This is a genomic window from Vreelandella lionensis, from assembly GCF_044543515.1.
In the GTDB taxonomy this organism is placed as follows: Bacteria; Pseudomonadota; Gammaproteobacteria; order Pseudomonadales; family Halomonadaceae; genus Vreelandella; species Vreelandella lionensis.
Genome location: NZ_JBITWC010000005.1, coordinates 56,760 through 76,055, shown reverse-complemented (window position 1 = coordinate 76,055; position 19,296 = coordinate 56,760). Strand labels below are relative to the sequence as shown.

Here is a 19,296-nt window from a genome sequence, read left to right as displayed (position 1 = left end):
CGGTTAACCGGGCCTTTTGATGGGAGTGGCGAATGGTCACTACGCCCCTGTCGAACGATTCTTCATCCTCTTCGTCTGCCATTCCCCCGCCTGTGCGCGCTCAGGGGAAAGCACCTCGATTTGCCGAGGATATCGTTTTAGAGGTTAAGCGCTTGAGCAAGCGGTTTGATGATGCGCTTGCCGTAGATGATGTGAATTTGCAGGTAAAGCGCGGCGAGATTTTTGCCCTGCTAGGTGGGTCTGGCTCGGGTAAATCTACCCTGCTGCGCATGCTTGCCGGTTTTGAGACGCCCAGCGAAGGGCGCATTTTGCTGAGTGGCGAAAACATCACTGAGATGCCGCCACACAAGCGGCCCATCAATATGATGTTCCAGTCCTATGCGCTATTTCCGCATATGACCGTGGCGCAGAATATTGCCTTTGGATTAAAGCAGGACAAGCTGCCTAAAGCTGAAATTGAAGCGCGGGTTGCCCAGATGCTCAAGCTGGTGCATATGGAGCGCTTCGCTAAGCGTAAACCCCACCAGCTTTCTGGCGGTCAGCGCCAGCGGGTCGCCTTGGCGCGCTCGCTTGCCAAACGGCCCAAGCTGCTGCTGCTAGATGAGCCTATGGGCGCGCTGGATAAAAAGCTGCGCACCGAAATGCAGCTGGAAGTGGTCGAGATCATTGAGCAGGTGGGTGTGACCTGCATCATGGTGACCCACGACCAGGAAGAGGCCATGACCATGGCCGACCGTGTGGCGATCATGGCGGATGGCTGGATTGAGCAGGTTGGCTCGCCGGTGGATATTTATGAAAGCCCTGCCAGCCGGATGGTGGCCGAGTTCGTCGGTACAGTGAACTTGTTTGAGGGTGAGATCATTGAGGACGCCGCTGACCACTGCCGCATTGAGTCACCTGCGCTCTCACGGCCGATCTATATCGACCACGGCATTACCACCCAGGCAGTAGACCGCCGGGTGTGGGCGGCGCTGCGCCCTGAGAAAATCTGGCTAACCCGTGAGCAGCCGTCGTCAGAGTACAACTGGGAAGCGGGCAAGGTGGATGATATCGCCTACTTGGGCGGCTATTCACTTTACTACGTGCGCACTGCTTCCGGGCAGATGATTAAAGTGAGCATGGCCAACACCGAGCGGCGCGGTGACCGCCCAACCTGGGAGGATAGCGTGTACGTTTATTGGGAAAATCATAGCGCTATCGTGCTGAACCGCTAATGCCCAGGTGGCTGACAGGAGATTGCCTATTATGATGCCATCTCGCATTGCAGGCTTTATCAAGCGGTTGCATTTAGGCCGACGCGCCGTGATTGCTTTCCCGCTGGTGTGGCTGACGCTATTTTTCCTACTGCCCTTTGCGCTGGTGCTTAAGATCAGCCTTTCTGAATCGGCTATTGCCATTCCTCCCTACGGGCCGCTGGTAGAGTATGCCGATCAAACGCTGAACATCTTTTTGAACCTAGGCAACTATCTGTTTTTGTTGTCGGATTCGCTCTATGTCGCCGCGTACTGGGGGTCGATTAAAACCGCATTTGTGGCGACAGTGGTGTGTTTGCTGATTGGCTATCCGATGGCCTACGCCATGGCCCGTGCCCCAGGGCGCTTGCAGCTGATTCTGCTGCTGTTAGTGATGTTGCCATCCTGGACATCGTTTCTGATTCGGGTATACGCCTGGATGGGTATTCTTAGCAATAGTGGCCTCATCAATAACCTATTGATGGGGTTGGGGGTGATTGATTCACCGCTGCGGATGATGAATACCCAGTTTTCGGTAATTGTGGGCATTGTCTACGCCTACCTACCGTTTATGGTACTGCCGCTGTATGCCCACCTGACGCGTTTGGATAACTCGCTGCTGGAAGCGGCCTCGGATCTTGGGTCGCGTAAGCTCAATACCTTTTTAAAGGTGACGCTGCCGCTCTCGATGGGGGGCATTATCGCAGGCTCAATGCTGGTGTTTATTCCTGCCGTTGGGGAGTTTGTGATTCCTGAGCTACTGGGCGGCCCCGATACGTTGATGATTGGTAAGGTGCTGTGGGAAGAGTTCTTCCTTAACCGCGACTGGCCGGTCGCGTCAGCGCTCGCCATGGTGATGCTGCTGCTATTGCTCATTCCCATTGTGTGGTTCCACCGCTACCAGTCACGGGAGCTTGAAGAATGATGAGATCGCGTCGGCGCCCAAGTTTTACCACCGTGATGCTGGTGTTGGGCCTGCTGTTTTTGTACCTGCCCATGATGGTGCTGGTGGTGTATTCGTTTAATGAGTCGCGCCTAGTAACCGTATGGGCCGGTTTCTCAACCCAATGGTATGGCGAGCTGTTTCGCGACCAGCAGATTCTGTCGGCGGTATGGACCAGCCTTGAGATTGCCTTCTTTGCGGCCAGTATGGCGGTGTGCCTGGGCACGGTCGCCGCGTTCGTGATGACGCGCTATGGCCATTTTCGTGGCAAAACGGCGCTTTCCAGCATGGTGACCGCACCGCTGGTGATGCCGGAAGTGATTACCGGCCTTTCGCTGCTACTGCTGTTTGTGCAAATGGCGCAGCTGATCGGCTGGCCCGCCGACCGTGGCATGGCCACTATTTGGATTGCCCACACTACGTTCTGTAGCGCCTACGTGGCGGTGGTGGTGGCGGCTAGGTTGCGGGAAGTGGACCGCTCTATTGAAGAGGCGGCGATGGATTTAGGCTCACCGCCGGTCAAAACTTTCTTCTTCGTTACGCTACCGGTCATTGCACCCGCCCTCGCTGCAGGCTGGCTGCTGGCCTTTACGCTGTCGTTGGATGACTTGGTGATTGCCAGCTTTGTCTCTGGGCCGGGGGCCAATACGCTACCGATGGTGGTGTTTTCCTCGGTGCGGATGGGCGTGTCGCCGAAGATCAACGCGCTGGCGACGCTGATTATTCTGACCGTATCGTTGGCGACACTTCTGGCGTGGTACTTCATGCGCCGCAGCGAGGCCAAGCGCCAGTCAGTGATACAGCAAGGGGAGGGGGCTTAAGCTTTTTAACCCAACGCTACAGCACGTCGTCGTCACGTCCAGTGATGACGGCGTCTAGCTCTCCGGTCATTGGTGACACAATGACCTGTAGCTGGATGGGCGCGCAGCACTGATGGCAATCTTCCCAGGTGTCGTGGCTACCCTGAGAGGTATCGATCACAAAGGTGAGCGGCGTATCACAGTAAGGGCAGTGGAAATCATGATTAATTAGTGCGTCGTCGTGCATGGTTGTTGCCCTTTTCAGCGTTACACTCAATGTCATTGACAGCTTAGTGTAGCAGTGCTGTTTGCAAGCAGGCACCTGATCAACGAATCAGGTAGGATAATGACGAGTTTTCCCGAACCACCTAGCGAGATAACGATGATGAAACGGTACATGGCAGTTGCGGCCTTAGCGGCCTTCCCGATGGTTGCCCAGGCGGAAACACCTAATGTTACGCCCGGCGAGTGGGAGTTTGTCAGCGTGACTAGCGTCAGCGGCGATATGCAGATTCCCGATCAAACGGAAACCGAGCGTCAGTGCATCACTCAGGAAGAGCTGGAAGGCGCTGACTTTGGCTTCATCGAAGAGGAAGAGGGCTGCGAGCTGCTCAACCAGGATATGAGTGCCGACGGCCTCTCCTACAGCATGGTATGCCGCGCTGAAGGTGGCGAAGCCACGATCGACGGCGAAATGCGCTTTATGGGCGAGCAAATTGAAGGCACCGTGGATATTCTGACTCAGTCTCCCATGGGAGAGCTGACCATGAACACCACGATTGAAGGCGAGCGTATCGGCGACTGCGAATAAGCACAGCCGCTGTGACGTTTAAACACTAAGGGCGCCTCGTTGGCGCCCTTAGTGTTTTTGGGGATGCGTTATCGCTCTGGCGACTCAAGCGGCGTGTGTTGAGCCGTAGGCGCGTTGGCGATCTCCTCTTCGAGCTGGCGCTTCACTGCTCCAGGCGAGCCAGAGTGGCGGGCCAGCAGGTCGTACGCCACGGGCACCACAAACAGCGTGAAGACGGTGGCAGCCCCAACCCCGGCCATGATGACCGTGCCAATCACCAACCGCGACTCCGCCCCTGGCCCGCTGGAGATAATCAGCGGAATAGCACCGGCCATGGTGGTCACGGCGGTCATCAAGATGGGTCGTAGGCGGGTCACCGAGGCCTCAATCAGCGCCGAGCGAAATGCCTGCCCTTCATCCCGCAACTGGTTAGCGAATTCGACAATGAGAATGCCGTTTTTAGCCGCCAAGCCAATCAGCAGCACCAAGCCCACCTGACTGTAAATATTCAGTGACTGGCCGCTCAGCAGTAGAGCCAGCAGGGCACCGCTCATGGCCAGCGGCACCGTGAGCATAATCACAAACGGGTGGATGAGGCTTTCGAACTGGGCGGCCAGTACCAGGAACACCACCACGGCACCTAGCACCAGTAGGAACATCGTCGCGCCGCTTGCCTGCTGGAAATCCCGCGATGGCCCCGCCACGTTAGTTTGTACCTCTTCCGGCAGAATGGTGTCGGCGGTGTCTTGCAGGTATGCCAGCGCTTCGCCCAGCGGGTAGCCATCGGCGAGGTTCGCTTCAATGGTAATCGCGCGCACGCGGTCGAAGCGGTTCAGCGTGCTGGCACCGGCAAAATCTGACAGCGTGACCAGACTTGCCAGTGGGATGAGTTCGCCGGAACGCGCCGAGCGCACCTGGATATTATCCAGTGAGCGCGGGCTGTTTTGGCGGCTGCGGTCACCTTCCACAAACACATCGTACTCTTCGCCATCATCCACATAGCGCGTTACGTTACGGCCACCTAGCAACACTTCCAGCGTGCGGCCAATCTCCGTCACGGTGACGCCTAACGCAGCGGCGCGCTCATAGTTAATATCGACACGCAGCTGAGGCTGGGTTTCATCGTAATTGCTTTCGATGGCGGTTAGACGTGGGTTGTTTTCCCGCACATGATTAATCAGCCGGTCACGCCAGCGGGCCAGCTCTTCATAAGTGCCGCCGCCCAGCACAAACTGCACCGGTTTTTGGGTACGTTGGCCGAAGCCTTGCCGCATCACCGGAAAGGCCTGAACCCCAGGCAGTGAGCGTAGCTGATGGCGCACGTCGGCCATAATCTCCCAGGCGCTGCGGCGGCTGCCCCAGTCCGCCATATTGACGATGATAAAGCCGCTATTGAAGTTTTCGATATTACCGAAGCCACGCGGGGCACGAACCACCACGCGCTCCAGCTCGCCGCTCTCTACAAAGGGCGTCAGCCGCGCTTCGATCTCATCCATGTAATCCATCATGTAGTCGAACGTGGCTCCTTCCGGGCCGTTGACCAGCACGATAAAGTTACCGCGATCTTCTTGCGGGGTGTATTCATTGGGCAGCGCTGTGGCGAGCCACGCCGTTCCGGCAATGAGTAGGGCAAACAGGGCCACGACCAGCCATTTGGCCGTTAGTACGGCTTCTAAGGCTCGCTGGTAGCGGCGTTTGGTGCCGTCCAGCAGCCACTGCACGCCTTTCCCAATGCGGCTATCGTGCATGCCGGGCTTGAGTATTTTGGAGGCCATCATTGGCGTTAGGGTCAATGCGAGCAGGGTAGAGACGACCACTGCTGCTGCCATGGTGAGGGCGAACTCCGAGAACAGCCGACCAATATCGCCTTGCAGCATGCTCAGTGGCACAAAGACGGCGACTAACACTAGGGTGGTGGCAATCACCGCAAAGGCGATTTGCCGCGTGCCGCGAAAGGCGGCGACTAGCGGCGTTTCGCCGTAGTCGTGCATGCGTCGGTTGATGTTTTCGAGCACCACAATGGCATCATCAACAATCAACCCGATGGCCAGTACCAGTGCGAGCAGGGTGAGCAGGTTGATGGAGAAATTCATGGCTGCCAGCGCTGTAAACGCACCGATGACGGCAATCGGCACCGTGACGGCGGGCACAATGGTGGTGCGCAGATTGCCGAGGAACAGGAAAATCACCACCACTACGAGCCCCATGGCGATAAAGAGGGTCATCACCACCTGCTCAATGGCACCGGAAACGAACACCGAGGCATCGTAATTCAGGGCAAGCGACATGCCTTCAGGCAGAGTGCCTTGAAGCCGCCCCAACTCTTCTTGAACCGCCTCAGAAAGCTCAATCACGTTGGCGGTGGACTGCATAATCATCCCTAGCCCCACCATAGGCACGCCGTTGGCACGGAAAACGGAGCGGTCTTCCACAGAGCCAACTTCCACCCGAGCAACATCGGAGAGACGAGTCAGGTAGCCGTTGTCGCTTTGAGTGAGGGCTAGGCGCTGAAAATCATCGGCGGTGGCGAAGCTGCGGGGTAGGCGGACGATAAACTGGCGGTCATCGGATTCAATCGAGCCTGCCGGTAGCTCAACGTTTTCAGCACGTAGGGCATCTTCCACATCGCCCACGGTGAGGCCACGGGCCGCTAAGGCGTTACGGTCGAGCCAGACGCGCATGGCGTAATCTTGGCCGCCGCCCACCCTTACGCGGGCAACGCCCGGCTGTACTGAGAGGCTATCGACCAGGAAGCGGTTGGCGTAGTCGGTGAGTTCGGCAATCGAGTAATCTGCGCCGGACAGGCTTAGCCAAACAACAATCTCTTCGCTGCTGTCGGCTTTGGTGACTTCCGGGTTGTCGGCGTCGTCCGGCAGGTTGCGCAGCGCGCCTGAAATGCGGTCGCGGATATCGTTCGCGGCGGCGTTGATATCCATGGTGATGGCAAACTCGATCTCGATGCGCGAGCGGCCATCTTCGCTTTGCGAAGTGATCAGCTCGATGCCTTCTACCCCGGCAATGCGGTCTTCTAATACTTGGGTAATGCGTGTTTCTACTACGCTGGCAGAAGCACCGGGGTAGCGGGTGTCAATACTGACAATAGGCGGGTCAACCGTGGGGTACTCTTGCAGCGGCAAGCGGTTAAGGGCCAGCAAGCCAAAAGCAATAATCAGTGCGGCAATTACCATGGCCAGCACTGGCCGCTGAACGGAAATATCGGATAAACGCATTAGCGGTCAGCCTCCAGCAGCGAGCGAATGTCCGTGCTGTCATCGGCAATGCCTAATATGCGTACTTCCTGGCCTTCGCGGGCTAGCTGCAGGCCATGAATCACCACCAAATCGCCTTCGCTAATGCCCTCTAGTACTTCTACTTCCCCGCTGCGGCGCTCGCCGATAGCTACTTCTCGGCGCTCTAAGCGTGGCGCATTCTCCTGCTGTTGAATCACCATCACAAAGTGGCGGTTGCCGCTAGGCTGAATCGCGGCTTCAGGCAGCACCAGCGTGTTGCGTACGCGCTGCTGAACAATGACCTCCATCAGCATGCCGGGCCGCAGCTTTAAGTCTGGATTGGCCAACTCGGCACGCACGCTAACGCTACGGGATACCGGGTCAATCCTTGTGCCAATGCTGGCAACGTCGCCGCGAAATACCTCGTCTGGGTACGCCGCCGTGGTGGCACTAAGACTTAACCCGGCGGATAGCCGCTCCAAAAATACCGCTGGTACGGTAAAATCGAGTTTCATTACATCTAGCTTATCTAGCGTCACCAACGCCATGCCGGGGGTGACGAGGGTGCCTACACTGACGTCACGAAATCCTACGCGGCCGCTAAACGGCGCGTGTATCCGGTAATTTTCCAGTCTAGCTTCCAGGGCTTGGGCATCGGCTTGTGCTTGGCGCAGCTGGGATTGAGTGTCTTCTACGTCTGCTCTAGCCGCTAAGTTGCGCTGCTGCAGCTGCGAAGCACGGCCAGAAGCGTTTCGCCGCTCATCGGTAATGGCCTGGGCGGCTCTTAGCAGTGCTTGCTCTTCGGCGTCTTCCAAACGAACCAGTAAACGCCCGCGCTCTACCTGCTCGCCATCATCGAAGTTAATCTCTGCAATGGTGTCGGTTACGGTGGCCGATAAGGTCACGCTTTCATCAGCACGTAAGGTGCCTAGTGCTTCCAGCGGGTCGGACCAGGTCTCTGTCTCAACGTAATAACCAATCACAGGCGGCTTTGATTGTGCGCTGGCAATAGAAGCCCATCCAAGGAGTAGCAAGAGGCAGCAAAAGGAGCGTTTAAAAGCGATCATAAGTGTCTCAGTATTATTGAAATATTCCGCAATCGGCGATGATAGTAAGTCATTGCCTGCAACATTGTTGAGGCGAATAGGCAGTATCTTGTGCATTTCTTATACATGAGTTTTTAAAATGTACAGTAGTTTGGCGCTTCTTACCTGTTAAAATGCCCGCCTTTTCACTCTGGGAGCCTCAGTTATGGTCTATGACGTCGTAGTCATTGGCGCAGGTGCCGCTGGTTTAATGTGCGCGGCACAGGCTGGCTATGCCGGGCGACGCGTTTTGGTGGTCGACCATGCGAACAAAGCGGGTAAAAAAATTCTTATGTCTGGGGGAGGCCGCTGTAACTTTACCAATCTTGATACAGCGCCTGGACACTTTTACTCTGAAAATCCTTATTTTTGCATTTCTGCATTAAAACGTTATCGCCCAGAACACTTTGTATCGCTGGTAGAAACCCATGGCGTTGAATATGTGGAAAAAGCGCCAGGGCAGCTATTTTGCGCAGATTCCGCCAAAGAGATCGTGCGGGTACTCTTGACCGAATGTGAGTGGGCCGGGGCGGCGATTAAACTGAGCACATCCGTTTCTCGGCTGGAGCGTCAGGGTGAGGGGATGCGGTTGACCACGTCCCTGGGCACGATTGATGCAGGGGTGGTGGTCGTGGCGACCGGAGGGCTTTCCATTCCCACTATGGGGGCCACAGGGTTTGGTTACGATATTGCCCGCCAGTTTGGCTTAGAGGTGCTGCCTACCCGCCCAGGTTTGGTGCCGTTTACCCTAAGCGATAGCTGGAAAGAGCGGGCCGCCGGGCTTTCCGGGGTTAGCGTACCCACGGCGGTGAGCTGCAAAGAGAAGCGCTTTGTCGAGCCGATGCTGTTTACCCATCGAGGGCTATCCGGCCCTTCTATGCTACAAATTTCCAGCGTATGGGAGCCGGGTAGCGCAATCTCCATCGACCTCTTGCCGGGTGAAGACGCGGCTGGCGCGTTGCGCCATGCGCGCCAGGAAACCCCTAAGCGGCTGCTGTCGACCTGGCTAGGCGAGCGTTTCCCCAAGCGCTTTGCTCAGGCGCTATTAGAGTGGTATCCCGATCAGCATTTAACTAGCCCGCTGGCGCAATATAGCAACGAAGCGCTAGATATTTGGGCCCAGCGGCTAAATCAGTGGCAGCTAAAACCTGCAGGCACCGAAGGGTGGCGCACGGCCGAGGTGACGATGGGTGGTGTCAGCACCGACGCCATTTCATCCAAAACCTTTGAAGTAAAGGATCTACCTCAACTGCGCTTTATTGGGGAAGTGCTGGATGTGACGGGCCAACTAGGCGGTTATAACTTTCAGTGGGCCTGGGCAAGCGGTGTGGCCTGCGGCCAGGCGTGCTAACTTGCTAAAATGGAGCCACTAAAAAAGCCGCTACGGTGATGCCGTAACGGCTTTTAGAAGTACTTAAGGCCCTAGTAGTTCTTAACCTAGTAGTTCTTAAAATGGTTCTTAAAGATAGAGCAGTGAGACGCTAGGTAGCTATTTTAGCCAGCAGCTTGAACTTACGCAGCAGCATATAGCCTGCTAGGGCTTTTCGGCCTACGACCATGGCGCCGCCCGGGTGGCGCATAATGCGCAGGGCCGCAATGCCGCCAATGGCGTACAGGGGAAGCTTGAGGCTTTTCCAGTTTCTGTCCAGCGGCGATGATGCCCGCTGTAGCGTATCGCTATCGACTAAGATATCGATACGCTGTTGCTCCAGTTCCGCCAGTAGAGCTGCTTTGCGTTCTGCCCGGCTAGGTGGTTTAACGACGCTGTTGTGACGAGTCATCCTCATTCACCTCCAGCAGTGCACGGTCGGCGGCAAGCTGCTTTAACGTCTCTTTTAGCAGTGTATGGCGCTTGGCCTGACGCATAGCAATCATCGCTAGCAGTATGCTTAACGCGATGAGCACACCAGCACTGACGCTAATTGCCGTTAATCGATAAGTATCCCAGAAGAGAACCACCACCAGCGCCGTAAGCGTGGCAACGCCTAATAGCAGGAGCAGTAGACTGGCACCCGCAAGTAACAGCAAAACCAGTAAACGCGCGCGCTCCTCTTCTAGCTCTAAAACCGCCAAACGCAGGCGCGTTTCACTGTTAGCTACCAGTGATTTCAGCAGGCGTTTGGCGGCAGAAAAGACGCGTTGGGTGGGACCCAAAGCCATTAGCGACGCCCGAGCAGCATACCAACGACAAGGCCAGCAGCGGCGCCAATACCGATGCTGGTCCAGGGGTTTTCATGGACATAACGGTCACAACACTCTGCCTGTTCGGAGAGCGTTTCGCGGGTGTCTTCGTAGAAACGTTCTCCGCGGGCTTCTAGGCGAGTACGAGTATCTTTTAAACGTCGCTCGGCACGCTCACGCAGATCGCGCATTTCGCTGCTGGCGTCTTTGGAGGTTGCGTTCATCAGCTCTTCGACTGTTTCGCTGAGGTGACGCAGGTCTTCTTTCAGCTGGTCAGCGCGTGCGGAGGTATCTGTATTACGTTTTGCCATGATGTCTTCCTTTGACGAGTAAATGAGTGACGACTTCAGCATAGCAGCCGCCACCTGATAGACAACCCTTGTCGTTTAACGGTTCAGCCCGGTGGCGCTAAATAGTGGGTTAAGACTAAAACCAAGGCTTAAACGGTGCACGCGATTATCGTAATCAATCATGCTTTCACCGTAGCCATAGTAGTACTGTACATGGGCGCGCACACCGTTAAACGCTGGCCAACTATAGTCAACCTGGGTGCCGTAGTTACCCGTGCTTGGATTGCCACGCAGTTGCCCAGCGAATTCATGGTTATTTTGTAAACGCTTGGCAAGACGAATATCCCCATAGCCGACAAAACGCTCGATATCCGGGTTGTCGTCATCGCTTTCAGACTCAGGTACGCGCCAGTGAGGAGCCAGCGTTAGCGCCCAGTCACCGCTCTGGAAGGTGCTCTCCAGATAGACACGATTCCAGCTACGCGAAAGCGGGTCGGAACGACCATTGGATTGGTGAATAAAAGAGATCCGGTTGCGAGTATTTACCCAGCCCAGCGCGCTCCAAGCGTTATCAAAGTCGATAAATATTTCGGGCTCGTAGTTGGTTTCCCGGAAGGGGGAGGAAGCATCGGTATTGTACGCTTGCCACCAACTGCGCTGAGTGTAGGCAAAATAGACATCGCCGATATCACCAAACACATTTTCAGCCATATTAAATTTGGCGCTAAATTGGAACTTCACCTCTCCGCTATTAGGCCTTACGTCTTCAGAAATGCTGCGGAAGTCCTCAGCATTCTTATTGGTGTTATAGCTGACAGGAAAAAGATAGTTGGTTCGGTGTGTGGTGATTGCAAACGGGTTACGCGACGACTCCTGCTCCAACTGGCGACGATCACTCAGGTCCTCCAGAGCAACTTCTTCCGGCAACTGCTTGGGAGGAACGCCTTGGGCTGCTTCCTCAGGTGCGTCAATTTGCTGCAGTTGCTGGCGCAGTTGATAAAGCTCGGTATTCAGTGCACGAATACGCGCTTCAATCTCTTCTTGGGTGTCGGCCTGGGCGCTCTGGCTGAGCATATCAGCACTTACCACCACCACTAGGCCGGTTAACAACAGTTTTTGGATAACCATCAACGTGGCTCACAAATTAAGGAAAGAGGTGCCAGCGTCGTTTCTATACATGCCGCTCGTGCAAGTCAACTGTCGATATCCCGCTAGCTAACTGGATTGCGCAACGACTGCTAACCCCCGACAATGGGAATCTTGCCCGATTCGGCGGGCTTACATGTCAATGAGGCATAAGTAACGTGGTGAGAAATGCCATGAAAGCCGTCATTTGCTGCCTATACATGGTAGCGATGCTGGCTGGTCCCGCAACCGCTCAAACTATTGCGGTTGAGCGCGTCCCTCCTGAAGCAGAGCTAACTGAGCGCTTGGCGGCCATTGAGTCGCTAGATGCCGAATTAACCGCCGACCAAAAGCGTGACCAGGCGGCGCTGACCGCAGCACTGCAGGCCTATGAGCGCCTCAAGGCCATCGAAGAGCGCCAGCAGGCGCTAGAGCAGCGGGTGAATCAGGCACCAGAATTATTGCTGCGTTTAGAGCGCGAGCTTAATGATGCCGAAGAGGAGAGCCAACAGCTTTCGGTCAATAACCTCAGTGATATGCCGTTAGAGGCATTAGAAGCCGAGCAGGCTGACGCCGTGATGGAGCTGCAGCAACTGCAGAGCCAGATGGCAGAGGTGAACTCCCAGCTGTTAGCTGCTCAAACGCTACCCGAACGGGCACAGCAGGCCATTTCCGATGCGCTACAGCGCGCGGAAACGCTACGCCGTGAGCATGATACTCGGGCTGCGCTGCTGGCGGATCGTCAGCTTTCGGCTCGCGAGGATGCACAGCTCATCCAGTGGCGCTTAGAGCGAGCGCTGGCAGAGCAAGAGGTCAGCCTGAACCAGCGTGAATTAAGTGCCAACAGCCGCCTGCGTGAACTGGCTCAACAGCGCCGTGACCTGCTGGCCCTGCAGATCGATCAGCAAGAGCAGCAGCTTAGCCTGCTGCAGGGCGTGATCGACCGCCAGCGACGCCTTCAGTCTGAGCAGGCCATCGCCGACGCCGCCAAAAATGACCCGCTCATCGCGGAAGGTCATCCCGTCGTGCTGAATGCTCAGCAGGTCAATCAAACGCTAAGCCTTGAGCTGCTGCGGGCGACGGACCGTGCCAATGGCATCGTGCGTGAAAACATCGAGGCGCAGCGTCAGTTAGAGCATGTTCGCCAGCTGCAGCGCAGCCTTAATGAGCAGATGGAAGCCATTCGCGGCAGCCAGTTGCTCTCTCGTATTCTCCGCGAGCAGCGCCAGTCGCTGCCTGCCGTAGTGCCCCGGCGCGATTTGCAGGATGAGATTGCTGACCTGCGCTTGAAACAGTTCGATCTTATTCGCCAGCGCGACCAGCTCCGCCAAGGGGAGCGGTTGGCCGCCCAGCGCCTTGAAGAGGCGGGGGTTGAGGTAACTCCAGGGCTGGTGGACTCGTTGACGCGGCTTTATCAGTCCCGCCGTGAGCTGGTGGAGCAGCTCGAGCAGGCCTACGGCAGCCTGTTGAGTTCAGCCATCGAGCTACAGCTCAATCAGCAGCAGCTGCTCTCCACTACTCATGATCTGCGCGCCACCATTGATGAGCAGCTGTTTTGGGTAGCCAACAGCCGCCCGTTGGATGTGAACTGGCTACGTCAACTGCCCAGTTATCTCACGCAGGAGTGGCATGAAGGGGAGTGGCGCGCGGTACTGCCTACCCGCTGGCGGGGGCTCTCTTGGGAAATGCTAGTAGGCGCGCCGCTGCTGTTGCTGAGCGTGGTATTGATTGCGCTGCGCGGGCGTATCAAAAAGCGACTGGCGCTGATTCATTCACAAATTGGCCGCTTGAAGAGCGATACCCAGCTACACACCCCCAAAGCGGTACTGCACAATGCGCTGCTGGCGCTGCCTGGGCCGCTGGCGCTGGCAGGGACGGGGGTAGCCCTGCGTACTGCGGAAGGCGGCCTTGCACTGGGGCTTGCGCCCGCCCTGTTGCAGCTTGGGCTGAGCTGGTTCGTTGTTGCGCTCGGGCGGCGGTTACTGGTGCCTGATGGTGTCGCAGAGCGTCACTTCACCTGGGCACCCGCTTACAATGTGCGGCTGCGCCGACTGTTGATCGGCCTGGGGATTGCTCTGGTGCCGGTGGTTGCCATTGCTGCCATGTCCGAGCAGATGGAAACACCGCTGGCTCAGCGCCCGGTGGCGATGGCGCTGTTCATGAGCGGGCTGCTTGCGATGGCCTGGTGGCTGGCGCAGCTTATTCTTGCCCATGTGCCGATTTTTGGTGTGCGGCTTTTCAGGCTGATATTGGGTCTGGCGATGGCGGCTGTGCCCTTGGTGCTGCTTGGGTTAGTGGCGTGGGGATATGAGTATACGGCGCTCAGATTAGTGGCACGCTTTGCCATTACGCTCTATTTATTGGGGCTTTGGGTGGTTGTTGAGGCGACGGTGGTGCGCAGTTTGGCAGTGGCCGCCCGTCGGTTAGCTTATCGCCGTGCGTTAGCCCGCCGCCGTGCGCAGGTACAAGAGGGTGCTGAAGGTGGGTTAGAGGTGGTTGAAGAGCCGCCGTTGGATATGGAAAAAATCAACGCCCAGTCGCTGCGGCTCTCTAAGCTTATTTTATTAATAGGTTTTAGCGCGCTGCTCTATCTGGTGTGGTCGGACCTGCTCGCTGTCTTGGGGTATTTAGATCAGGTATCGCTTTGGAATGCGGCTGAAGGAGATTTGGTCGACAACGCGCTATCGATCTCGGACTTTGTCACGGCGCTATTGGTGGTGGCCATCACCTTTATTTCGGCTCGCAATCTTCCTGGCCTGCTGGAGGTGATGGTGTTATCGCGCCTGGCGCTCAAGCAGGGGAGCGCTTATGCCATCAGCTCGCTGCTCTCTTACACCATTGTGGGAACCGGCATCGTGATGTCGCTGGCGACCTTAGGTGTGTCCTGGGATAAGTTGCAGTGGCTGGTGGCAGCGTTGAGCGTCGGGTTAGGCTTTGGTTTACAGGAAATTTTTGCCAATTTTATTTCCGGCCTAATTATTCTGTTTGAGCGCCCTATTCGTATTGGTGACACCATTACCATAGGCAACCTGCACGGCACGGTGAGTCAGATTCGTATTCGGGCCACCACGGTGACCGATTTCGACCGCAAAGAGATCATTATTCCCAACAAGACTTTCGTCACGGATCAGCTCATTAACTGGTCGCTCTCCGACAATGTGACCCGCGTGGTGCTCACTTACGGGGTCTCACACGGTTCAGATTTGCCTCTGGTGCATAAGCTTTTGCGTCAAGCGGCCGATGAAAATGCCCGCGTGCTGGATGACCCTGAGCCGCAGGTGTTCTGCCTAAGTTACGGCCCTCACAGCCTCAATTTCGAACTGCGTATTTTCGTCAATGACTTGTTAGACCGCCTGTTTGCGGCCGATGAGGTGAATTGCCGGGTGGATGAGCTGTTCAAGGAGGCGGGAGTGAAGATCGCCTTTGAACAGCTCGATGTATGGCTGCATCGTGAGCAAGGGGAGTCGGTGAAAGTGCAGTCCAAGCCGACCCTCCCGCCTGCTACGTTGAGCTAACCGCTAGGGCTTGCTGGCGAGAAGAAGAAACTCCCGATTGCCGTCGCTGCCGGTAATCGGGCTCTCTTGCCAGTGGCTGATGGCGAGCCCGCACTGCTCGCAGGCGGTGCGTATTTTTTGCTCCACCTCCGCGTAGCGACGAGGGTCGCGCACGACGCCGCGTTTATCCAGCGCACCGGGGTCTAGCTCAAACTGTGGTTTTACCAGCGAAAGCAGCTGCCCGCTAGGCGGCAGTAGGGCGGCAATCTCAGGCAGAATCAGCGTCTGGGATATAAACGATACATCCATCACCGCAAGATCAATCGGCCGTTCGGCAAGCGTGCTCAAAAGTGCCTCTGAGGTGCTCATATGACGGGCATTGAGTCCTTCCAGGCAGGTTACTCGTGGGTCGCTGCGTAAGTGGCTTGCCAGCTGGTCGTGGCCGACTTCCACGCCTATTACGTGGCGTGCGCCAAAATGCAGGGCGCAGTCGGTAAACCCGCCCGTGGACTGGCCAATATCCAGCACGCCTTTATCCTCTAAGCGCATGGCTAACGCCTGTAGAACGCCTTCTAGCTTTAGCCCTGCGCGTGAGGCGTAGCGCTCTTCTGGGTCCTCTTCCACGCGGAGCGGGGCATCGGTCGGCCATTTTTCAGAGGGTTTGCTCAGCAAGGTGCCGTCGCTTAAAAAAACGCGCCCGTTTTTGATCAGCCGCTGGGCACGGGTACGAGAACTGGCCAGCCTTTGGCTGACCAGCAGTTGATCGAGTCGTATCATCTTGGTCGTGTCTGTAGTGTTTGGAAGGCCCCGTGTTAACGGGGCCCTTGGTCGGCTTGCAGGTCGGTCGGTGGAATGCGGGTCGCCCCCCAGCTGCGGTGCAGAAACCCTTTTACGCGCGCTAGCTCTTCATCGGTCACTGTGGCTAGCTCGCCTCTTTCCAACGGGTCGTAGTGGTAGATATAGAGACGCGAAGTGAACTGCTCAAATGGAAGAGAGGCTTCGCCAAAGCGCTCGCCGTTGCCGGACGTGCTGACCTTAACGCCGTCGCCCCAATCCTGACCGCTGTCGTTATTGGGGTTGTAGAAGTAGACCCGCATCACGTTGTTGGGGTCGAGGGAGGCCCGCAAAATCGTAATGGCATGCCAGCCGATAAACCGCGCAGCGCTATCGGTGACTGCGATACCGGCAGGCTGCGGATGAATCAGCGGCTGGTTGCCGTTGTAGTAGGGGTGGTAGCTGGCGTAGAAGTGACGAATGAATGTATCCACTTCACAGAGCTTACCGGTGGCGACATCGACGTTAATACTGAACCCGCGGCCAGACCACCAGCCGTGAAATTCGGGATTCACCCAGCGGTGGGGATCGCCTTCACGGCCGATGCAGCGTCTGCCCATTTCTGCATAAATACGGTCCAGATGAGGCACGACGATAAGCGATACCGGATCAAGATCCATCGGCAACTGGGCAGCCACGCCAGATACGCTCTCGTTAGAGGAGATCGGCTGGCCTTCAAAATGCATGATGATTTCATCATCCCGCGCCGCCCAGGTGACCATCTGTAACAGATAGTCGGGGTCGTTATACGCCCACGTGGAGAGCGCCCGGGCTGATTGGCAGGTCGGGTTGTTGCCCTGGCCCACGCCCAGCGGCAGGCCCAGCATGCACAGCACTCCTTCGATGAGTCGGGCGCGGGGTGAGGCAACCTCGCCATAGGCAAGCGTCAGGCGTCCTTCTGCCCACTCAGAGAGCTGAAGGTTGAGCTGACGCCACATGGCCGGTGCCACAGGTGGCTGATAAAGAATGCCGCGTTCTAACAATAAGGCCAGCCCATACACCGCTTGTGCCGTCGCCGGGTAGACGCCGCTGCGAATCAGCGCATGCACCAACTCGCGGTAGCACAGCAGGCAGTCGCGGCCAGTAGAGGAGAGCCCCAGCGCCTCTGAGAGCAGATGGTCGCCCTCTTCCAGCAGGTAGCGTAAGAGCACGGCATGGTAGGGGGATACTAAGCCGGTGTCGTGCATGGCACGGGCAAAGCCGGTGGATTCCGCCTGGAGCGTGGCGCTATCCATGCGCTCTAAGCGGGCGCGATACACCTCAAGGCCTGGATCTTCGCGGCAGGCCTGGGTGGGGCCATACAGCGAGCTAACTAACCTGTCAGCTCCTTGTCCGCTGGCTCCCAGGTCAATCTCCGGGTTGGCCTGGCACAGCGCGATCTGGGTGATCATTTGTTTAATCGCATCGACCTGGATGGGGCGCTGCTTGAGAATGCGCCAGATCTCATCAATCAGCTGGTCGATAACGTGCTCATAGCCGATGCGCTCGGCTAAGTGCTGAAACAGTTGGCGGGAGATATTCGCCAAGCGCCCTTGGGTTTCCCGCTCGGCTTCGCTGGGCGCATTGAAAAGCAGCCATAGGTTGATCGCCATTACCTGGGTCAGGTAGTGGTGGGCATGCTCTTGAGAAATTAAGGTGTGGGCGTAATTGTCTTTTGCCACGGCCAACAGCCGCAGTTCGCTCAGCGCTTCAATCACCACCACATTGGCATCGGCGCTTTTAAGCGAGTAGGTCGTCAATGTGGGGATTAGGTACTGTGGGGTTTCCCAATCCGACCCGGCAAAAATGCCAGCGGATTCAAAATCCGCCGCGCGCTGCTCAAGAGCGGCGCAGCCGCCCGCTTGCATGAGTACGCGACGGGCAGTATCAAGTACGCGTGGCAGCTTTGCCGGTTTAGAAAAGGCAGGCGCCTGCGAAAGCAGGCGCACCGCATCATCAAATTTGCTCAGCAATCCATTGAGCTTGCCATCTTCAGTGGAAGAGGCCTCTTGCTTGGTCGTCACGGTGACTCCTTATCCCAGCCTTGGCAAGGATTATACATAGAAGTCGAGATCTTCTTGGCGTTTTAGCAGATCGCGAATCGTATGCGCATCCTCGCCTTTAAAATAGATCAACCCCCAGTGAGTGCCAAAGGCGGTGCGTTTCGTGACGGTCTCTTCCACCGGCGAGGTCAGTTCGTGAGACTCGAAGTAAGGGTGATCTTCTGTCTCTTCTGGAATCTCTAAGCGGCTCACTACCCGACGGCGCGGATAAACGCCAAAGCAGCCCGCGAAGCCGTCGGCATCGACGATCTCTTTCGGGAAGAACGCAGCCACCTCTTCTTTGGTGCTTTTCGGATCGAAGACCAGCATGGAGGCTTGATAAGCATTGAAGCCGTAGACCCGCTCCAGTAGCTCAAACACTTTGAAGCCCGGCGGACGATAGGCCACTTCGCCAAAGTACATTTCGCCGTCGCTGGTGACGAAGTACTCTGGGTGGATCAGGCCAAACTCAATATCAAACGCCTTGATCAGTTTTTCGATCTGTGCGGTGATCTGCTCACGGTATTTTTCCAGCTCCGGAGAGGCAGGCACAAACACCGAGTAGCCCAGCGTGACGTACTCTGAAATGTTCAGGAAGGCGATTTTGCCATCGTGAATCCACGCTTCTACCGCAAATTCCCAGCCATCCAGGTGCGACTCCATCAGTACCGGAAACTCTTCATCCGGGATGGTATCGACTTCATCGGGGGTACGAATGACCCGGTGGCCCAGGCAGCCCGCTTTATCAAACGCTTTTAGGTGGATGGGATCGTTGGGGTCGCCATCGAGTTTCAGCAGCGTCTGGTTGACCCGCTTGAGGAAGCGAATCACGTCCTCTTTATCGTGGGCTTCTTCAAAAATACCCACGCGAATGCCGCCAAGCTGGGCGCGGCGCTTCATTAGCGCTTTGTCACGCAGCAGCAGTGACTGGCCGTAAAGGCGTGGGTTGTCCAGCAGCACCGAGTTAATGGCACCTGCCCACTCAACGGTTTCCTCGAATAAGGGGATGGCAACGTCGACGCCTTTATCTTTCAGCGTTTCCGCGATCTCCATGGAGCGGTCATTCAGACGCTCGAAATTCCAGGGTACGTAGGGGATATCGTGCTTTTGGCAGTACTCTTCCGCCCAGTCGGGTGCAACCACGATGTAGCGGCGGTCAAAATTCTCCGCAGCTTCGATCGCATTGAGGCTCCAGCCTAAGAGGGCGATATAGCCCTTATTGGGATCCTTTTGCATGATGGTGACTCCTATGGGTAGATGAATTTTCTTGC

General features: G+C 56.6%; 16 protein-coding genes. 6 read left to right on the top strand and 10 right to left on the bottom strand.

What is annotated here, in order from left to right:
• Positions 1-32 precede the first annotated feature (32 nt).
• From ACIGG6_RS04325 to ACIGG6_RS04315, 3 genes are read left to right on the top strand one after another with little or no spacing between them, the layout of a single operon-like run.
• Positions 33-1,214: an ABC transporter ATP-binding protein gene (locus ACIGG6_RS04325; protein WP_253506001.1), complete on the top strand. Its 1,182-nt coding sequence runs from the start codon at positions 33-35 to the stop codon at positions 1,212-1,214.
• Between the two features lie 31 nt (positions 1,215-1,245).
• Positions 1,246-2,157 (top strand): ABC transporter permease subunit, encoded by a 912-nt coding sequence (locus ACIGG6_RS04320; protein ID WP_399842561.1) that lies wholly within the window; start codon positions 1,246-1,248, stop codon positions 2,155-2,157.
• Positions 2,154-2,996 carry an ABC transporter permease subunit gene (locus ACIGG6_RS04315; RefSeq protein WP_399842559.1) on the top strand — a complete coding sequence of 281 codons (843 nt, stop codon included), beginning with the start codon at positions 2,154-2,156 and terminating at the stop codon, positions 2,994-2,996. Before ACIGG6_RS04320 ends, ACIGG6_RS04315 begins: the two co-directional genes overlap by 4 nt.
• 16 nt (positions 2,997-3,012) lie before the next feature.
• Here ACIGG6_RS04315 and ACIGG6_RS04310 read toward each other — a convergent pair whose 3' ends face one another.
• The gene (locus ACIGG6_RS04310; RefSeq protein WP_054644977.1) at positions 3,013-3,222 is read right to left on the bottom strand and encodes a CPXCG motif-containing cysteine-rich protein; all 210 of its coding nucleotides are present in this window, start codon (positions 3,220-3,222) and stop codon (positions 3,013-3,015) included.
• A gap of 150 nt (positions 3,223-3,372) precedes the next feature.
• Between ACIGG6_RS04310 and ACIGG6_RS04305 the strand changes: the two genes are divergently transcribed.
• Complete coding sequence (locus ACIGG6_RS04305) at positions 3,373-3,786, top strand: DUF3617 domain-containing protein (protein ID WP_399842556.1); 414 nt, start codon at positions 3,373-3,375, stop codon at positions 3,784-3,786.
• Positions 3,787-3,854: 68 nt separating this feature from the next.
• Here the strand turns inward: ACIGG6_RS04305 and ACIGG6_RS04300 are convergent, their stop codons facing one another.
• Together ACIGG6_RS04300 and ACIGG6_RS04295 are read right to left on the bottom strand one after the other, a co-directional pair.
• Positions 3,855-6,995 carry an efflux RND transporter permease subunit gene (locus tag ACIGG6_RS04300; RefSeq protein WP_399842554.1) on the bottom strand — a complete coding sequence of 1,047 codons (3,141 nt, stop codon included), beginning with the start codon at positions 6,993-6,995 and terminating at the stop codon, positions 3,855-3,857.
• The gene (locus ACIGG6_RS04295; protein WP_399842552.1) at positions 6,995-8,062 is read right to left on the bottom strand and encodes an efflux RND transporter periplasmic adaptor subunit; all 1,068 of its coding nucleotides are present in this window, start codon (positions 8,060-8,062) and stop codon (positions 6,995-6,997) included. The genes ACIGG6_RS04300 and ACIGG6_RS04295 overlap by 1 nt, the downstream gene beginning before the upstream one ends.
• Before the next feature lie 184 nt (positions 8,063-8,246).
• Here ACIGG6_RS04295 and ACIGG6_RS04290 point away from each other — a divergent pair, with 184 nt between their 5' ends.
• Positions 8,247-9,431, top strand: a complete 1,185-nt coding sequence (locus ACIGG6_RS04290; RefSeq protein WP_399842551.1) for an NAD(P)/FAD-dependent oxidoreductase — start codon at positions 8,247-8,249, stop codon at positions 9,429-9,431.
• 130 nt (positions 9,432-9,561) lie between these two features.
• On the opposite strand, the gene ACIGG6_RS04285 is transcribed toward ACIGG6_RS04290, so the two are convergent.
• The 4 genes from ACIGG6_RS04285 to ACIGG6_RS04270 form a co-directional block, all read right to left on the bottom strand.
• Positions 9,562-9,861 carry a YqjK family protein gene (locus ACIGG6_RS04285; protein ID WP_399842548.1) on the bottom strand — a complete coding sequence of 100 codons (300 nt, stop codon included), beginning with the start codon at positions 9,859-9,861 and terminating at the stop codon, positions 9,562-9,564.
• Positions 9,836-10,240 (bottom strand): phage holin family protein, encoded by a 405-nt coding sequence (locus tag ACIGG6_RS04280; RefSeq protein ID WP_399842545.1) that lies wholly within the window; start codon positions 10,238-10,240, stop codon positions 9,836-9,838. Before ACIGG6_RS04280 ends, ACIGG6_RS04285 begins: the two co-directional genes overlap by 26 nt.
• On the bottom strand, positions 10,240-10,572 hold the full coding sequence (locus ACIGG6_RS04275) for a DUF883 family protein (protein ID WP_083024616.1): 333 nt from the start codon (positions 10,570-10,572) through the stop codon (positions 10,240-10,242). The genes ACIGG6_RS04280 and ACIGG6_RS04275 overlap by 1 nt, the downstream gene beginning before the upstream one ends.
• Positions 10,573-10,647: 75 nt before the next feature.
• A complete protein-coding gene (locus ACIGG6_RS04270) occupies positions 10,648-11,679 on the bottom strand; it encodes a phospholipase A (protein WP_083024615.1) in 1,032 nt (343 codons plus the stop codon).
• 191 nt (positions 11,680-11,870) lie between these two features.
• Between ACIGG6_RS04270 and mscK the strand changes: the two genes are divergently transcribed.
• Entirely contained in the window at positions 11,871-15,191 is a 3,321-nt protein-coding gene (mscK, locus tag ACIGG6_RS04265; protein WP_399842541.1) for a mechanosensitive channel MscK, read from the top strand.
• A gap of 3 nt (positions 15,192-15,194) precedes the next feature.
• On the opposite strand, the gene ACIGG6_RS04260 is transcribed toward mscK, so the two are convergent.
• From ACIGG6_RS04260 to ACIGG6_RS04250, 3 genes are read right to left on the bottom strand one after another with little or no spacing between them, the layout of a single operon-like run.
• Positions 15,195-15,947 carry a TlyA family RNA methyltransferase gene (locus ACIGG6_RS04260; RefSeq protein WP_399842539.1) on the bottom strand — a complete coding sequence of 251 codons (753 nt, stop codon included), beginning with the start codon at positions 15,945-15,947 and terminating at the stop codon, positions 15,195-15,197.
• 35 nt (positions 15,948-15,982) lie between these two features.
• The gene (locus ACIGG6_RS04255) at positions 15,983-18,007 is read right to left on the bottom strand and encodes a hypothetical protein (RefSeq protein WP_399842537.1); all 2,025 of its coding nucleotides are present in this window, start codon (positions 18,005-18,007) and stop codon (positions 15,983-15,985) included.
• Between the two features lie 30 nt (positions 18,008-18,037).
• Positions 18,038-19,261 carry an acetyl-CoA carboxylase biotin carboxylase subunit family protein gene (locus ACIGG6_RS04250; RefSeq protein ID WP_399842536.1) on the bottom strand — a complete coding sequence of 408 codons (1,224 nt, stop codon included), beginning with the start codon at positions 19,259-19,261 and terminating at the stop codon, positions 18,038-18,040.
• Positions 19,262-19,296: the final 35 nt, after the last annotated feature.

Bases quoted from the DNA above. Each gene is read 5' to 3' on its own strand.
- ACIGG6_RS04325 (WP_253506001.1), top strand. From the start codon at position 33: ATGGTCACTACGCCCCTGTCGAACGATTCTTCATCCTCTTCGTCTGCC.
- ACIGG6_RS04320 (WP_399842561.1), top strand. From the start codon at position 1,246: ATGATGCCATCTCGCATTGCAGGCTTTATCAAGCGGTTGCATTTAGGC.
- ACIGG6_RS04315 (WP_399842559.1), top strand. From the start codon at position 2,154: ATGATGAGATCGCGTCGGCGCCCAAGTTTTACCACCGTGATGCTGGTG.
- ACIGG6_RS04310 (WP_054644977.1), bottom strand. From the start codon at position 3,222: ATGCACGACGACGCACTAATTAATCATGATTTCCACTGCCCTTACTGT.
- ACIGG6_RS04305 (WP_399842556.1), top strand. From the start codon at position 3,373: ATGGCAGTTGCGGCCTTAGCGGCCTTCCCGATGGTTGCCCAGGCGGAA.
- ACIGG6_RS04300 (WP_399842554.1), bottom strand. From the start codon at position 6,995: ATGCGTTTATCCGATATTTCCGTTCAGCGGCCAGTGCTGGCCATGGTA.
- ACIGG6_RS04295 (WP_399842552.1), bottom strand. From the start codon at position 8,062: ATGATCGCTTTTAAACGCTCCTTTTGCTGCCTCTTGCTACTCCTTGGA.
- ACIGG6_RS04290 (WP_399842551.1), top strand. From the start codon at position 8,247: ATGGTCTATGACGTCGTAGTCATTGGCGCAGGTGCCGCTGGTTTAATG.
- ACIGG6_RS04285 (WP_399842548.1), bottom strand. From the start codon at position 9,861: ATGACTCGTCACAACAGCGTCGTTAAACCACCTAGCCGGGCAGAACGC.
- ACIGG6_RS04280 (WP_399842545.1), bottom strand. From the start codon at position 10,240: ATGGCTTTGGGTCCCACCCAACGCGTCTTTTCTGCCGCCAAACGCCTG.
- ACIGG6_RS04275 (WP_083024616.1), bottom strand. From the start codon at position 10,572: ATGGCAAAACGTAATACAGATACCTCCGCACGCGCTGACCAGCTGAAA.
- ACIGG6_RS04270 (WP_083024615.1), bottom strand. From the start codon at position 11,679: ATGGTTATCCAAAAACTGTTGTTAACCGGCCTAGTGGTGGTGGTAAGT.
- mscK (WP_399842541.1), top strand. From the start codon at position 11,871: ATGAAAGCCGTCATTTGCTGCCTATACATGGTAGCGATGCTGGCTGGT.
- ACIGG6_RS04260 (WP_399842539.1), bottom strand. From the start codon at position 15,947: ATGATACGACTCGATCAACTGCTGGTCAGCCAAAGGCTGGCCAGTTCT.
- ACIGG6_RS04250 (WP_399842536.1), bottom strand. From the start codon at position 19,261: ATGCAAAAGGATCCCAATAAGGGCTATATCGCCCTCTTAGGCTGGAGC.